At 70.6% G+C, this 14,488-nt stretch carries 11 protein-coding genes and 1 tRNA gene; 7 read left to right on the top strand and 5 right to left on the bottom strand.

Annotated features, from left to right (window positions below):
* Positions 1–11 precede the first annotated feature (11 nt).
* Complete coding sequence (locus EXE45_RS04490) at positions 12–494, top strand: RNA-binding protein (RefSeq protein WP_137693654.1); 483 nt, start codon at positions 12–14, stop codon at positions 492–494.
* Between the two features lie 403 nt (positions 495–897).
* Positions 898–1,749, top strand: coding sequence for an endonuclease/exonuclease/phosphatase family protein (locus tag EXE45_RS04485; protein ID WP_137693653.1), 852 nt, complete (start codon positions 898–900; stop codon positions 1,747–1,749).
* 10 nt (positions 1,750–1,759) lie between these two features.
* Here the strand turns inward: EXE45_RS04485 and EXE45_RS04480 are convergent, their stop codons facing one another.
* Entirely contained in the window at positions 1,760–2,518 is a 759-nt protein-coding gene (locus EXE45_RS04480) for a DUF1028 domain-containing protein (RefSeq protein WP_137693652.1), read from the bottom strand.
* Between the two features lie 474 nt (positions 2,519–2,992).
* Between EXE45_RS04480 and EXE45_RS04475 the strand changes: the two genes are divergently transcribed.
* The 5 genes from EXE45_RS04475 to EXE45_RS04455 all read left to right on the top strand — a co-directional run bounded on the left by EXE45_RS04475 (position 2,993) and on the right by EXE45_RS04455 (position 11,700).
* Positions 2,993–5,068: a PrkA family serine protein kinase gene (locus EXE45_RS04475; RefSeq protein WP_092920510.1), complete on the top strand. Its 2,076-nt coding sequence runs from the start codon at positions 2,993–2,995 to the stop codon at positions 5,066–5,068.
* A 1-nt stretch (position 5,069) separates the two neighbouring features.
* Positions 5,070–7,472 carry a kinase anchor protein gene (locus EXE45_RS04470; protein WP_137693651.1) on the top strand — a complete coding sequence of 801 codons (2,403 nt, stop codon included), beginning with the start codon at positions 5,070–5,072 and terminating at the stop codon, positions 7,470–7,472.
* Complete coding sequence (locus EXE45_RS04465; protein WP_137693650.1) at positions 7,463–8,839, top strand: DUF444 family protein; 1,377 nt, start codon at positions 7,463–7,465, stop codon at positions 8,837–8,839. Before EXE45_RS04470 ends, EXE45_RS04465 begins: the two co-directional genes overlap by 10 nt.
* Positions 8,836–10,908, top strand: a complete 2,073-nt coding sequence (locus EXE45_RS04460; protein WP_137693649.1) for a SpoVR family protein — start codon at positions 8,836–8,838, stop codon at positions 10,906–10,908. Before EXE45_RS04465 ends, EXE45_RS04460 begins: the two co-directional genes overlap by 4 nt.
* A gap of 78 nt (positions 10,909–10,986) precedes the next feature.
* On the top strand, positions 10,987–11,700 hold the full coding sequence (locus tag EXE45_RS04455; protein ID WP_092920506.1) for a hypothetical protein: 714 nt from the start codon (positions 10,987–10,989) through the stop codon (positions 11,698–11,700).
* A gap of 40 nt (positions 11,701–11,740) precedes the next feature.
* Here the strand turns inward: EXE45_RS04455 and EXE45_RS04450 are convergent, their stop codons facing one another.
* From EXE45_RS04450 to EXE45_RS04435, 4 genes are all read right to left on the bottom strand, one after another.
* Positions 11,741–12,457, bottom strand: a complete 717-nt coding sequence (locus EXE45_RS04450) for an alpha/beta hydrolase (protein WP_137693648.1) — start codon at positions 12,455–12,457, stop codon at positions 11,741–11,743.
* A 1-nt stretch (position 12,458) separates the two neighbouring features.
* Positions 12,459–13,073, bottom strand: a complete 615-nt coding sequence (locus EXE45_RS04445; RefSeq protein ID WP_137693647.1) for a VOC family protein — start codon at positions 13,071–13,073, stop codon at positions 12,459–12,461.
* Positions 13,074–13,296: 223 nt separating this feature from the next.
* The gene (locus tag EXE45_RS04440) at positions 13,297–14,139 is read right to left on the bottom strand and encodes a hypothetical protein (protein WP_092921299.1); all 843 of its coding nucleotides are present in this window, start codon (positions 14,137–14,139) and stop codon (positions 13,297–13,299) included.
* 107 nt (positions 14,140–14,246) lie between these two features.
* Positions 14,247–14,322: transfer RNA gene (locus EXE45_RS04435), tRNA-Cys, on the bottom strand.
* Positions 14,323–14,488 lie beyond the last annotated feature (166 nt).

The following is a 14,488-nucleotide window of genomic DNA, read 5'->3' as shown; positions in this document are numbered from 1 at the left end:
ACGGGACGGGCATGGAAGTGAAATCCCGGCACCACCTCCGGAGCGACGAGATCACGGCGATCCGCGAGGCGGTCGCCGACCACCTCGGGGTCGACATCGACGGGGACACCTTCGAGTTCGTGGAGTTCGTCGACGCCGGCTACGAGCTCGTCTTGGTCGACGGCGACCCCGCCGTCTTCTACGTCGACGACGACGAGCCGTTTCTCACGGTGCGCGGCGCGAACGACTTCGACCCGGAGGCGGGCGTCGTCACCGTCGACGCGGGCGCAATCTCGTTCGTCTCGGACGGGGCCGACGTGATGCGTCCCGGTATCGTCGAGGCCGATCCGGAGATCCGCGAGGGCGAGCTGGTCGTCGTCGCCGAGGAGACGCACGACAAGGTGCTGGCCGTCGGTCGCGCGCTGGTCGACGGCGACGAGATGGCCGGCGACAGCGGGAAGGTCGTCGATTCGATTCACCACGTCGGCGACGACCTCTACGAGTTCTCGGTGTGAGCGCGAGCGGTGCCGGCGACGACGCTATTTGTAAATAGAACTGCGGTGGCGTCGCCGGCGGCTCTGCCGCCGGCTGTAAGAGGCGCGTCGCGCCTCCCTGCGTGCCTGCGAGCGGCCGGAGCGAAGCGAAGGCCGCGAGACAGCACGCGCGAGGGAGTCGCGACCGAAGGGAGCGACGAGGCTGGGGAGGCGTGAGGTGCCGTGCGGGGCGGGACTCGAAGGGGCGGTTCTCGGGAACGGTATTGGTCACGTATCGCCTCCCAACTGGGGCTTCGGCGGTGTTCGCTGCCGATCCGCACGCACCCGCTTATAAATGATCGGTATCAGACCCACCGACCACGACGCGAGCGAACGCGCGATCGCTCCGCGTCTTTTAATCGCCTCGCCCGCGATTTCCGACGTAATGACCGGGATCCGGGTGTTAAGCTACAACGTCCGCTACGCCAACCGCGGCGACCACCACGACGCCTGGCACGACCGCCGGGACGCCGTCGGGCGGCTCGTCCGGTTCCACCGCCCCGACGTCGCCGCGTTCCAGGAGCCGCTCCCCGAGCAGCGCGACGACCTCCGCGAGCGGCTCCCGGCGTACGAGTTCGTCGGACGCGGCCGCGAGGCCGGCGGCGAGGGCGAGGGGTGCCCGATGGCGGTCCGGAGCGAGCGCTGGGAGGTCGTCGAGGGCGACACGTTCTGGCTCTCCGAGACGCCCGACGAGCCCTCGACCGGCTGGGACGCCGCCTACCCCCGGATCGCGACGTGGGCCCGGGTGCGCGCCGTCGACGGCGACGCCGCGCTCCGCGTCGTCAACACGCACTTCGACCACGTGAGCGCCCGCGCGCGACGCGAGTCCGCCCGGCTGCTTCGCGATCGGATTCCGGGAGCGGCGACCGCCGGAAACGACGAGGCCGACGGGTCGACCCCGATCGTCCTCGTGGGCGACCTCAACTGTACGCCGGGGTCGGATCCGCACCGAATCCTCGTCGGCGACGACTCCGGAGCCGACGACGACGACGCTCCCGGAAACCCGACTGCCGACGACGGCCTCTCGCTCCGCGACGCCGCGGCCGCCGCCGACCTCCGACACGGCCCGGGGACGAGCCTCACCGACTTCGCCCGCCTCATCGACGACCGGCGGATCGATCACGCCCTGGTCTCGCCCGGGGTGTCGGTCGAGGCGTTCGCGACCCTCGCGGACCGGGACGACCGCGGCCGGTACCCGTCCGACCACCTGCCGATCCTCGCGCGGCTGTCGGTGTAGCGAGGGAACGCTACTCGCCGTCGCTCGCTCCCGCGTCGCCGGCGTCGGCGTCGGTGTCGTCCGCCTCGTCGTCGGTCTCCGCCTCGTCTTCCTCCTCCGCGTACTTCTCCAAAATCGTCTCGTAGCCGCGCTTCGCGGTCTCGTACGTCTCGCGGAGGTCGGCCACCGGCGTCTCGCTCGCGTCGACCCGGAGGTCGTCGTAGTACGGGTCGTCGGCCTCCTCCTCGGTGTTCCGCACGAGCAGCGCCGCGGACTGGACCTCGAGGTCCTCGCGCTTGTCGCCGCCCGCCGCGTGCCCGGCCGCGAGCGCGTCGATCAGCCGCTCGGCGAGCGGCGCGTCGCCGTGGGCGTCGGACTCGTAGGCGGCCGCGGTGTCTGCGATCACGTCCTCGCCCGTCAGGAGGTTGCCCGCGACGGTGTAGTTCTGTCCCTCCCGGTGGCCGTACCAGTCGTTGCACTCGTCGCCGGAGAAGGCGAACGTCCCGTCGGCGTCGACGCCGTGAAGCTGGCGCTGGGCGCTCCCCTCGTCGGCGTTCAACAGGGCCTCCAGGGCATCCTCGACCGCGAGGCCGTCGTCGAGATACTCGATCCCCTTCCGCCCCAACTCGACGTTGACGAGCGACTGGGTCGCCACCGCGCCGTCCGAGGAGGCGAACGGACAGAGCGTCCCGACGCCCGGCAGTCGAGTGGTCACCGCAACGCCGAACCGGATCTGGTCGTCGCCGCCCTCGTCGGTGTACCGCTCGCGAACGCAGATGCTGAACGTCACACGCGCACTGGGCGGGCGTCGGGCAAAAGGGTGGGTTCCGGGGGCGAGCTTTCCGGTTCTCCGACGGGGAGACCGGACGGCGCGCCGTCCGGGCGATGTACGGCCCCGACGGCGCGCACCGCGGTCGGCGCGCGCGAGCGATCCGCGGGGGTCGCGGGCCGCCCCGCGCCGTGGATCTCACGGGGCAGTCATAAGACCGGCCGACGGACCGTCAGCGAACCGGGCGGATCCGGTGAGGGCGACGGCGCCGCCCGTCCGTGACGCGTGTCAACTGGCGACACGCTTATCCGTGGCAATCCCCGGCACATATATAGCCTCGGATACGGGCGAGGCGACCACAGGCACCGACGCGCACTCCGACGATGCGCCGCTCGCGGCTCGACGAGCTGTTGACACGCGCACGGAGAGCGGCGGCTCCGACCGTCGCGACGGGCGCCGGCGACGTCGCCACCCCCTCCGAGCGAACGTGATACGATGGCAGACCGACACACGCTCGAACGGCTCAGCGAGGAGTACCGGACGGCGGTCCCCGACGACCTCAGAGCGGCGCGCTCGTTCGACTGGTACCTCGACGCGCTGTACGACGACCCCGAGATCGCGCGGAACGCGCACCAGCGCGTCGCGGACATGTTCGACCACTACGGGACCCACTACGACGAGGAGCGCGGCGTCGTCGAGTACGCGCTCGCCGCGGAGGACCCGCTCCACGACGGCGAGAACGTCTTCTACGGCCGCGAGGTCCACGAGGCGATCCACGAGTTCGTCAACAAGGTGAAGTCCGGGGCCCGCGGGCTCGGCCCCGAGAAGCGGATCAAGCTCCTGCTCGGTCCGGTCGGCTCCGGCAAGTCGCACTTCGACTGGCTCGTGCGCCGCTACTTCGAGGCGTACACCCGCGAGGACGCCGGCCGGATGTACACCTTCCGCTGGGTCGACCTCTGTTCGGTGATCGACGACCAGGACCCGGACGACGACGCCGTCCGCTCGCCGATGAGCCAGGACCCGCTCGTCCTCCTCCCGAAGCCGCAGCGGCAGGCGGTGATCGACGACCTCAACGAGCGGCTCGACGCCCCCTACACGCTCCGGAACGACCAGCACCCCGACCCGGCATCGGAGTTCTACCTGAACGAGCTGCTCGCGCACTACGACGACGACTTGGAGCGCGTGCTCGACGAGCACGTCGAGGTCGTCCGGCTCATCGCAGACGAGAACCGCCGCGAGTGCATCGAGACGTTCGAGCCGAAGGACAAGAAGAACCAGGACGAGACCGAGCTCACCGGCGACGTCAACTACGCGAAGCTCGCCGTCTACGGCGAGTCCGACCCGCGGGCGTTCGACTACGCCGGCGCGTTCTGCAACGCGAACCGCGGCCTCTTCTCCGGCGAGGAGCTGTTGAAGCTCCAGCGGGAGTTCCTCTACGACTTCCTCCACGCCTCCCAGGAGTCGACGATCAAGCCGAAGAACAACCCGCGGATCGACATCGACCAGGTGATCGTCGGGCGGACGAACATGCCGGAGTATCGCGAGAAGACCGGCGACGAGAAGATGGAGGCGTTCAACGACCGCACCAAGCGGATCGACTACCCGTACGTGTTGGAGTACGAGGCGGAGGCGAAGATCTACGAGAAGATGCTCGCGAACGCGGACGTACCGAACGTCCACGTCGAGCCGCACGCCCTGGAGATGGCGGGCCTCTTCGGCGTGCTCACTCGCTTAGAGGAGCCGACCGACGAGACGGTGACGCTCGTGGAGAAGGCGAAGGCGTACAACGGCGAGCTGGAAGACGAGGAGATCGACCGACGGAAGCTCCGCGAGGACGCCGCCGAGTCCGCCGACGTCGGCGAGGGGATGGACGGCATCTCCGCGCGGTTCGTCGGCGACGAGATAGCCGAGGCGATCATGGACGCCACCCACCGCGAGCGGGGGTACCTCTCGCCGTTGTCCGTCTTCGATCACTTCGAGGCGAACCTCGGAGGCCACGGATCGATCGCCGCCGAGGACCTCGACCGCTACGAGCGCCTCCTCGACCGCGTCCGCGAGGAGTACCGCGAGCGCGCCATCGAGGACGTGCGCCACGCGTTGGCGTACGACGTGGACGAGCTCCGCCGACAGGGCGAGAAGTACATGGACCACGTGATGGCGTACATCGACGACGACACCGTCGACGACGAGCTGACCGGGAGAGAGACCGAGCCGGACGAGACGTTCCTGCGCGCGGTCGAAGAGCAGCTCGACATCCCCTCCGACCGCAAGGACGACTTCCGACAGGAGGTGTCGAACTGGATCTCGCGGCGCGCCCGCGAGGGACGCGGCTTCGACCCCCAGGAGAACGACCGGCTCCGGCGCGCCCTGGAGCGAAAGCTCTGGGAGGACAAGAAACACAACATCAACTTCTCGGCGCTGGTGTCCGCGACCGACCTCGACGACGAGGACCGGAGCGCGTGGGTCTCGGCGTTGGTCGACCGCGGCTACTCCGAGGACGGCGCCGCCGAGGTGTTGGAGTACGCGGGCGCGGCGGTCGCGCGCTCGGAGATAGAGGACGGCGAGGACTGAGATGAACGACCGCACCCGATCCGACGGTGAGGGGTTCCTCGACGCGGCCGACGAGGCGCTCAGGGGGGCGTACGACCCGCCGATGAGCCTCGCCGCCTACGTCGATCGCGTGTTAGAGCACCCGACCGCGGCCGCCTCCGGCGCGGGGTACGTCCTCGCCGCCGTCGAGTCGTTCGGGACCCGCGAGGTCCGCGAGCGGGGCGAGACGCTCGACCGGTACCGCTTCTTCGACGACCCGGCGAACGACGGCGAACACGCCGTCCTCGGCAACACCCGCGCGCTCAACGCGTTCGTCGACGACCTGCGCGCGGCCGCGACCGGGCGGGGCGGCGACGAAACGATAGTGTGGATCGACGGGCCGACCGCGACCGGGAAGTCGGAGTTCAAGCGGTGCCTGGTCAACGGCCTCCGGGCGTTCTCGAAGACCGACGCCGGCCGGCGGTACACCGTCGAGTGGAACGTCGCGGGCGCCGGGGGCGGCGTCGGCGGGGGCGGCGCCGCGCCGGCGTCGCTCTCGTACGGCGACGGCGGCGACGCCGGAGAGTGGTACCGCAGCCCGGTCCAGTCGCATCCGCTGTCGGTGTTCCCCGAGGCGGTCCGGGAGTCGATCGCCGACGCGGTCGACGGCGACGCGTACCCGATCGCCGCCGACGTGGAGCTCGACCCGTTCAGCCGCGAGGCGTACGACCACCTGGAGTCGGCCTACCGCGAGCGCGGGCGCCGCGACCTCTTCTCGGCGATCACCGACCGGAACCACCTCCGGGTGACGAGTTACGTGGTCGACGTCGGCCAGGGGATCGGCGTCCTCCACGCCGAGGACGACGGGACGCCGAAGGAGCGGCTCGTCGGCTCGTGGATGGGCGGCATGCTCCGCGAGCTCGACTCGCGCGGCCGGAAGAACCCGCAGGCGTTCAGCTACGACGGCGTGCTCTCGCAGGGGAACGGCGTCGCCACCGTCGTCGAGGACGCGAGCCAACACGCCGACCTGCTCCGGCGGCTGCTCAACGTCCCCGACGAGCGGCGCGTGAAGCTCGACAAGGGGATCGGGATGGACGTGGACACCCAGCTGATCGTCATCTCGAACCCCGACCTCGACGCGGAGCTAGACCGGCACGCCGAGCGCGGCGACGCCGACCCGCTGAAGGCGCTGAAGCGCCGGCTCTCGAAACACGAGTTCCGCTACCTCACGAACCGCCGGTTGGAGGCGCGGCTGCTCCGCCGGGAGATCGCCGGGGCCACCGCGGTCGAGGAGGACGCCGACGGAGCCGGCGGCGACCGCGGGAGCGACGCGGACGACGACGCCCGGGGCCCGGGCGCCGCGCCGCTGTCGATCGAGGTCCGGGAGTCCGACGGGAGCCTCGTCGAGCGCGAGCTCGCGCCGCACGCGGTCGGGGCCGCGGCGCTGTACGCGGTCGTCACGCGGCTCGACGGGGACGACCTCCCCGGCGACCTCGACCTGGTCGAGACCGCGGAGCTGTACGAGACCGGCGAGGTCCGGCGCGGCGACGACGCGGTGACCGTCGACGACGTCGACCTCGCCGCGGGGGACGGACGCAACGGGATCCCGGTCACCTACGCCCGCGACGCGGTCGCCGACCTGCTCGCGACGACCGCCGACCGGAGCCACCCCGACCTCCCCGTCGAGCGCGTCGTCACCCCGACCGACGTGCTCGACGCGATGGCGGACGGGCTGGCCGACGCGCCCCTCTTCTCGCGGGCCGAGGCCGCGGAGTTCGAGGGGCGGCGCGGACCGGTCGCGGAGCGGATCCGCGAGCGGCAGCGCGAGGACGTGATCGACGCGGTGCTGGCCGAGGAGACCGTCCCGACGGAGACGGTCGCGGAGTACGTCGAGCACGTGTACGCGTGGGACGAGGACGACCCGACTGAGCGCGACCGCGAAGACGAGGCGCCGGACCCGCTCGCGATGAAGGTGTTCGAGACGGAGACGCTCGGGCGGTTCGACGAGCGCGACTACCGCGGGACCGACCCGACCCGCGACGTCGAGCGCTTCCGGCGCGAGCGGGTGATCCGCGGGCTCACGCGGTACGCGTGGCGCAACCGCGGCGAGGAGTTCAGCGTCGACGAGGTCGACCTCGGGGAGGTGCCCGAGCTGGAGGCGGTGATCGACGCGAACGACCTCGCCGACGTGAAGCGCCGGTTCCCCGACCTCGACCCCGCCGCGTGGCCCGACCCGCCAGCCGACACCGAGACGGAACGGGTGAAGGCGGAGACGATAGCCCGCCTGTGCGAGCGCGGGTACAGCCGCGCGTCCGCGGAGCTGACGAGCCGCGCCGTGATGGAGGACGTACGCGAGGAGTGGCCCGATGTCGACGCCGGCCGCGCCGGCGACGAGGGACCGAACGGCGGCGCCGACCGGAACGGGGGTGGTGACCCGTGGGACTGACCGAGGACCGCGAGCGGTTCCGCGAGGTGGGCGAGAGCCGCCGCGAGGACCTCGCGGAGTTCATCAGCCGCGGCGACCTCGGCGGCTCCGACGCCGAGCGGATCCGGATCCCGATCAAGGTCGTCGACCTCCCCGCGTTCGAGTACGACCAGCGCGCCGCCGGCGGGGTGGGGCAGGGCGGCGACGGGCAGCCGCAGCCCGGTCAGCCGGTCGAGCCCGAACCGGACGACGGCGACGAAGCGGGCGACCCGGGCGAGGAGGGCGGCGACCACGAGTACTACGAGATGGACCCCGAGGAGTTCGCCCGCGAGCTCGACGAGGCGCTCGGGCTCGACCTCGAACCGAAGGGGAAGCGGGTCGTCGAGGAGGTGGAGGGCGACTTCACCGACACCGCCCGCGCGGGGCCGCGGGGCACCCTCGACGTCGACGAGTTCTTCAAGCGCGGGCTGAAGCGCCACCTCGCGACCGACTTCGACGAGGCGTACGTCCGGGAGGGGCTGTTCGTCGACGGCACCGACGTCGACGACGTCTTCGCGTGGGCGCGCGGGAAGGGGATCCCCGTCTCGCGGGCGTGGATCGCCGACGCGGCCGCGACCCTCGAAGACGAGCGGGGCGAGCCGGTCGCGGCGCTCGACCGCTGGGAGAGCTTCGACGCGCTCGACGCCGAACTCGACCGCGAGCCCGTCACCCACCGTATCCGCCGGGAGGGGCTCGACAGCGTCCCGTTCCGCCGGGAGGACGAGCGGTTCCGCCACCCGGAGGTGATCGAGAAGCGCGAGCGCAACGTCGTCGTGATCAACGTCCGCGACGCCTCCGGCTCGATGCGCGAGACGAAACGCGAGCTCGTCGAGCGCGTGTTCACCCCGATGGACTGGTACCTGACCGGGAAGTACGACGCCGCCGAGTTCCGGTACGTCGTCCACGACGCGGAGGCGTGGGAGGTCGACCGCGAGGAGTTCTTCGGGGTCCAGTCGGGCGGGGGCACCCGTATCTCCAGCGCGTACGACCTCGCCGAGGAGATCCTCGAGGAGTACCCGTACTCGGAGTGGAACCGGTACGTGTTCGCCGCGGGCGACTCCGAGAACGCCGGCAGCGACACGACGAACAACGTGATCCCGACGATGGAGTCTATCGACGCCAACCTCCAGGCGTACGTCGAGACCCAGCCCGGCGACGGCGCGGCGAACGCCCGCCACGCCGACGAGGTCGAGGAGGCGTTCGGCGACGCCGACGACGTGGCGGTCGCGCGCGTCACCGAGCCGGACGACGTCACGGACGCCATCTACGAGATACTCAGTACCGAGTCGGCCGAGGGGGCGGACGCCGGCGGGGCCGCCCGCCGGACCGACGGAGGTGGGAGCCGATGAGGGACGACCGGATCGAGGCGAAACGCGAGGCGGAGGCGCTCGACGAGCCGGCCCGCGAGGCCCGCGAGCTCGCGGAGCGGCTCGGGCTGGAGCCGTACCCCGTGCGGTACTGGGTGGTCGACCACGACCAGATGAACGAGCTGATCGCCTACGGCGGGTTCCAGCGGCGCTACCCGCACTGGCGGTGGGGGATGAACTACGAGCGGCAGTCGAAGTTGGACCGCCACGGGCTCGGGAAGGCGTTCGAGATCGTCAACAACGACGACCCGGCGCACGCGTTCCTCCAGGAGTCGAACTCGGCCGCCGACCAGAAGGCCGTCATCACTCACGTCGAGGCGCACGCGGACTTCTTCGCGAACAACGAGTGGTTCGGGCTGTACGCCGACCGCGGGGAGGACGGCCCGAACGCGGCGGCGCGACTGGAGCGCAACGCCGACCGGATCGCGGCGATCGCGAGGCGGGCCGAGGTCGATCGCGACGAGGTGGAGCGCCTGATCGACGCCGTGACCGCGTTAGAGGACACGATCGACCAGCACAGCCCGGTCGACGCCGCCCGGTCGGTCGAGGAGCCGGGGGTCGCCGCGGACGTGAGCGACGGCGACGAGGACCCGCTCGCGGCGATCGAAGCGCGGATCGACGACCTCGACCTCTCCGAGGAGGTGCGCCGCGACGTGTTCGACGACGAGTGGCTCGAATTGAGGGGCGAGGGGATCGAGCCGGAGGAACCGCGCCCGGACGTGCTCGCGTTCCTACGCGATCACGGGAAGCGGTACGACCCGGAGAGCGGGAAGGCGGTCGACCGCGAGCCGTGGGAGACGACCGTCATCGACGCGATCCGCGAGGAGGCGTACTACTTCGCCGGGCAGAAGCAGACGAAGGTGATGAACGAGGGGTGGGCGACCTACTGGGAGTCGATCATGATGGGCGGCGAGGGGTTCGCCGGCCCCGACGAGTTCCTCACGTACGCCGACCACATGTCGCGGGTGCTCGGCTCGTCCGGACTCAACCCCTACAAGCTCGGCTTCGAGCTGTGGACGCACGTGGAGCTGCGGGCGGCGCGCCGGGAGGTGCTCGACAAGCTGCTCCGCGTCGAGGGGGTGACGCCGGAGAACTTCCACTCGCGGGTCGACCTCGACGAGGTCGCGGACCTGCTCGAACCGGACCCGGCGATCGCGGGCGCCGGGCCGGCGACGCTCGACGAGCTCGCCGACCTCGCCGCCGCGGGCGATCCGCGCGTCGACGCCGAGGCGGTCGACCGGGCGCTGTCCGTCCGGAACGAGTCCGGCGGCGACGCCCCGAGCGACGGTGGGGACGAGATCGACGTCGAGCGGTACCCGTGGAAGCTGCTCACGCGCGAGGGGCTCGCCGAACGCCACTACGTCCTCTCGCGGCCGGAGCACCGCGGCGCGCTCCGGAACGTCTCCCGGGAGGCGCTCGAAGAGCAGGCGCGGTACCTGTTCGACGTCGACCGGTACGAGACGGTCGCGGCGGCGATCGACGACGTCGACCGCGCGGCCGGCTGGGAGCGCATGTTCGAGGTGCGCGAGAGCCACAACGACGTGACGTTCGTCGACGCGTTCCTCACCGACGAGTTCGTCCGGGAGGGGAACTACTTCACCTACGAGTACAGCCGAGCCGCCGAGGAGCACCGCGTCGCCAGCGTCGACGCCGACGACGTGCGGAAGAAGCTGCTCCTCCGGTTCACGAACTTCGGGAAGCCGACGATCGTCGTGCTGGACGGGAACTTCCGGAACCGGGGCGAGCTGCTCTTAGGCCACCGGTACAACGGGGTCGCGCTCGACGAAGAGCGCGCAACGGCGACGCTGAAGCGCGTCTTCGAGCTGTGGGGCCGGCCGGTGAACCTGGCGACGATCCGCGTCGAGTACGACGACGGAGCCGTCCGGCGCGCGAAGCGCCGCGGCGAGGAGCCCGAGGGCACCGAGGTCGGCGTGCGGTTCCAGTACGACGGCGGCGAGGTGACCGAACACGACCTCAACAAGGCGATCGAAGAGCGCATCGCCGCCGACGAGGTCGACTACGACACCAAGCCCGACGACTGGCTGGCGTGAGGCGCGAAACCGCCGACGGATTCGGCCGCCTCGGCGGTCCGGACCGACACTTATAGCCGTGGAGCGACAACCTCGGGCATGGACGCTCCGGAGACGGAGGGAGGCGAGCGCGAGACCGAACGCGCGGAGACCCTCCCGGAAGGGACGCCGCTCGCCTTCGCGGACCGCGACCCCGCGGCCCTCGACGACGCGACGGAGCTGTACCTGTTAGACCGGCACGCCGTCGGGGACGGCACCGTCCGGGTTCAGCTGATCGACTGGGAACGCGACGGCGATGTCGTCCTGGTCGCGTACGCCCTCCCGACCGGCGAGCGGCGACACGACCGGTACCGGTGGCCGACCGCGGGGCGATACGACGAGAGCGACTTCCTCGCGCTGGTCCGCGGGCTCGGCTATCCCCCGGCCGCTGCCGACCTCGTCGCCGGGGAGTTCGCCCGCGCGCGCAGCGAGAACGGCCGCTGGCGGATCGTCACCGGTCGACGGCCGGGACCGGTCGAGGGCAACGGTGCGGACGCGGGCAGTACCCGCACGGAGCGAGGCCGAAGCGACGGCGACACCGCTCGCGGCGCCGCCCGGCGAGAGACCGTCTCAGGGCTCCGGTCTCGTGTCCGGCGCGTCGACCCGATGGCGACGGGGATCGTCGCGGTGACGCTTTTCGTCCTCGCCGTCGGCCTCCCGGCGTCGCTCGCGACGGTGACGGGGGGCATCTCGGCCGCGCTGACGGCGCTCGGGGGTGCGCTGTTCGTCGGGGCGCTGGCGGCGCTGGGCCTGTCGATTGCCGTAGCGCCGTGACGGCCTCGGTGGGCGGACAGCCGAACCGCGGAAGGAGAGCCTACGACAGCGACGCGACCAGCTCCGACACCGCCGCGACCTCGTCTTCGTTGATCCCGTGGCCCATCCCCTCGTAGATCCGCTCGTCCACGTCGGCGCCGAGCGCCTCCAACACCGCTGTCGTCTCGTGGACTCGCTCCTCGGGAATGTGCGGGTCGACGTCGCTACAGCCGACGAACGCGGGCGTGCCGGCGAGCGGGCCCTCGTCGCCGTCCGCCGGCCCGCCCTCGCCGGATTCGACCGCGCCCGCGAGGTAGTCGTCGACGTCGACCGTCTCACCGATCAGGCCGCCGCTGAAGACGGCGAGCCCGCCGTAGCGGGTCGGGTTGCGGGCGACGAACTCGCTCGCGAGACACGCACCCTGCGAGAAGCCGCCGACGAGGACGCCGTCGCGGGCGATCCCGGCGTCGACCGCGCGATCGACCGCCGATCCGACCGCCCGGAGCCCGGAGCTCCGACCGGGCTCGTTGTCCGCGACCGGGGCGAGGAAAGAGTTCGGGTACCAGGTGTTGCCGGCCGCCGCGGGTGCGAGGATCGCGACCTCGCGGTCGCCGACCAACTGCTCGCCCAGGTCGACGACGCTGCGAGCGGTCGCGCCGCGGCCGTGGACGAGCACGAGCGCCGCGTCCGCGTCGTCGAGCGACGTTCCGGCCGTGACCAGCGGTTCGTCGCCGTGGGGGTCGTCCCCCGCGTGCGGTCCCGGAGAGCGGTCGGCCATCTCAGACCCCCACGCCGGCGTCGGCGTCCGGCAGGTCGTGTTTGTTCACGGGGAGTCCGAGCTCCTCGAGGGCCCCCTCCATGTGGCGGTCTTGGGCGAAGTCGGCGCCGTCCTCCTCGCGGAGGCGCTGCGCGGTCGCGAGCACTTCGCCCTTACGGTCGTCGGGAATCTCGTACTTGTCGGCCGACAGCTCGATGACGAGCCCGTTGTTGTCCTGAGTGTAAATCGAGTGGAAGATACCCCGGTCGAACACGTTGTACCCCTTCCCGGCCTCCTCGAGGGCCGCCATGATCTCCTCGTACTCGTCGGGTTCGACGCTGAAACACAGGTGGTGGACCGCCCCCGTGTTGACGCGCTGGCCGCGAGCGGACGCCCGCTCGTCGCTCACGAACACCGTGAGTATCCGGCCGTCGCCGGTGTCGAAGAAGAGGTGCGTCTGCGAGGGGTCGTCGAGGTTCGGCTGCCGCAACACGAGCGGCATCCCGAGCAGGTCGCGGTAAAAGGCGAGCGTGTCCTCCTCGTTGCTCCCCCAAACCGTAATGTGGTCGGTCCCGCTGGTGTGGAACGGTGCGTCCGGAAGCTCCGACGTGACCGGAGCCCGATTCTCGTCGCTCATACCGATCCGAAGGCGACCGAGCCGTATAAAATCGAGAGGGACAGGACCGTGACCGGCTGACACCGATGTTATCGGCGCGAGCGTTCGGCACGCTTCGTCGCCGTGCCCCGCGCGCCAGCAGCCGACGAACCACCGGATCGCGCGCTTCCGGTCCTCGTCCAGCGGTCGCAGTCGGTGAAATTTCAGGAAATTAACCCGAACAACGACCCGGGCCGACCGGAAATCAGTACCGCGACGGGATAAACGCCATCCCCGCGAGCAGTACCGAGGACAGCAGCGAGAGGACGAGTACGCGTGAAAGACCGCTGTTGTACTGGTTGAACCGATCCATCTCGGCGACTTGCGCCTCGTACGCCTCGATGTCCGTCGACATCCGAAGCGTCGACGCGTCGGGGAAGTGCGCGATGTAGTCCGTGTCGCCGAGCGTCACGACCGACTCCTGAGCGACGTCGATCGTCTCCGTCTGGGTCGCCTGCCACACGAGAACGGCGCCGTCGGCCGTCACCTCGTCGACGGTGACCGTCTGTCCGTTGTATTCGAGCGTCTCGCCCGTCGCGTACGAGCGTTCCTCGGGCTCGCGGAAGTACTCGTCGACGGGCACCAGCGTCCGCTCACCGGAACCGTCAGTCACCGCGACGTACTCGCCGTCGTCGAGGGTCACCGTCTGATTCTCGGCCGCGTCGTCGGCTTCGAGGATCGCCTGCCGGTCGAGCACCTCAACGAGGGTGAACTCGGTGGCGTTCCCCCCGGGGATCTCGACGCGCCAGTTGCGGTCGCCCACGGCGACCGTCGACCCGTTCGCCCACGTCTCGGACATCTCGGCGGTGTACTCGCGTTCGAGTGTCCCCGAAATCACCGTCGTCGCCGCACCGCCGTGCCCGCCGCCGCCTTCCTGCGTCTCCGAGATATCGGTTACCGTGTACGACTCTCCCCCAACTTCGATCGAATCTCCTTGAGAGACATCGATCTCCGGGTTCTCGAGCGCTATCTCCGGACTATCGGCCGTCGCGGTCAGCGCGCCCGCCACACCCGCGATGGCGAGGAACAGCGCGACGAACACGGCCACAGCGCGTCGTTGCATGGTTCACGCATGGGTCACCCAGTGTTTAACGGTTACTAAGCGGGTCAGTTCATGGGACCGATCACGACTGCCGAGTCCCGAAGAAAATTGAAAGCCAAGGGCCGGATTTGAACCGGCGTTGGGCGGCTCTGCAGGCCGCTGCGTCTGACCGGACTCTGCCACCTTGGCGCCAATCGCACCTACCGCTGTCGAGCGTTTAAGCCTAGCGGTCGGGTGCGGTTGCTCTGTGTATGAAAACAGCCCACGGACGTGCGGTCCGTGGGCTCGGGTGGGAGATCACTCCCGTATGAGTGGGCAGGCGGCGACTCGTGGTTCCCAGAGGATCGCTCACTCC

This window comes from Halorubrum sp. SP9 (assembly GCF_005435015.1).
In the GTDB taxonomy this organism is placed as follows: domain Archaea; phylum Halobacteriota; class Halobacteria; order Halobacteriales; family Haloferacaceae; genus Halorubrum; species Halorubrum sodomense.
The sequence above is the reverse complement of the archived record's forward strand: the minus strand, read 5'-3'. Positions and strand labels throughout refer to the sequence as shown.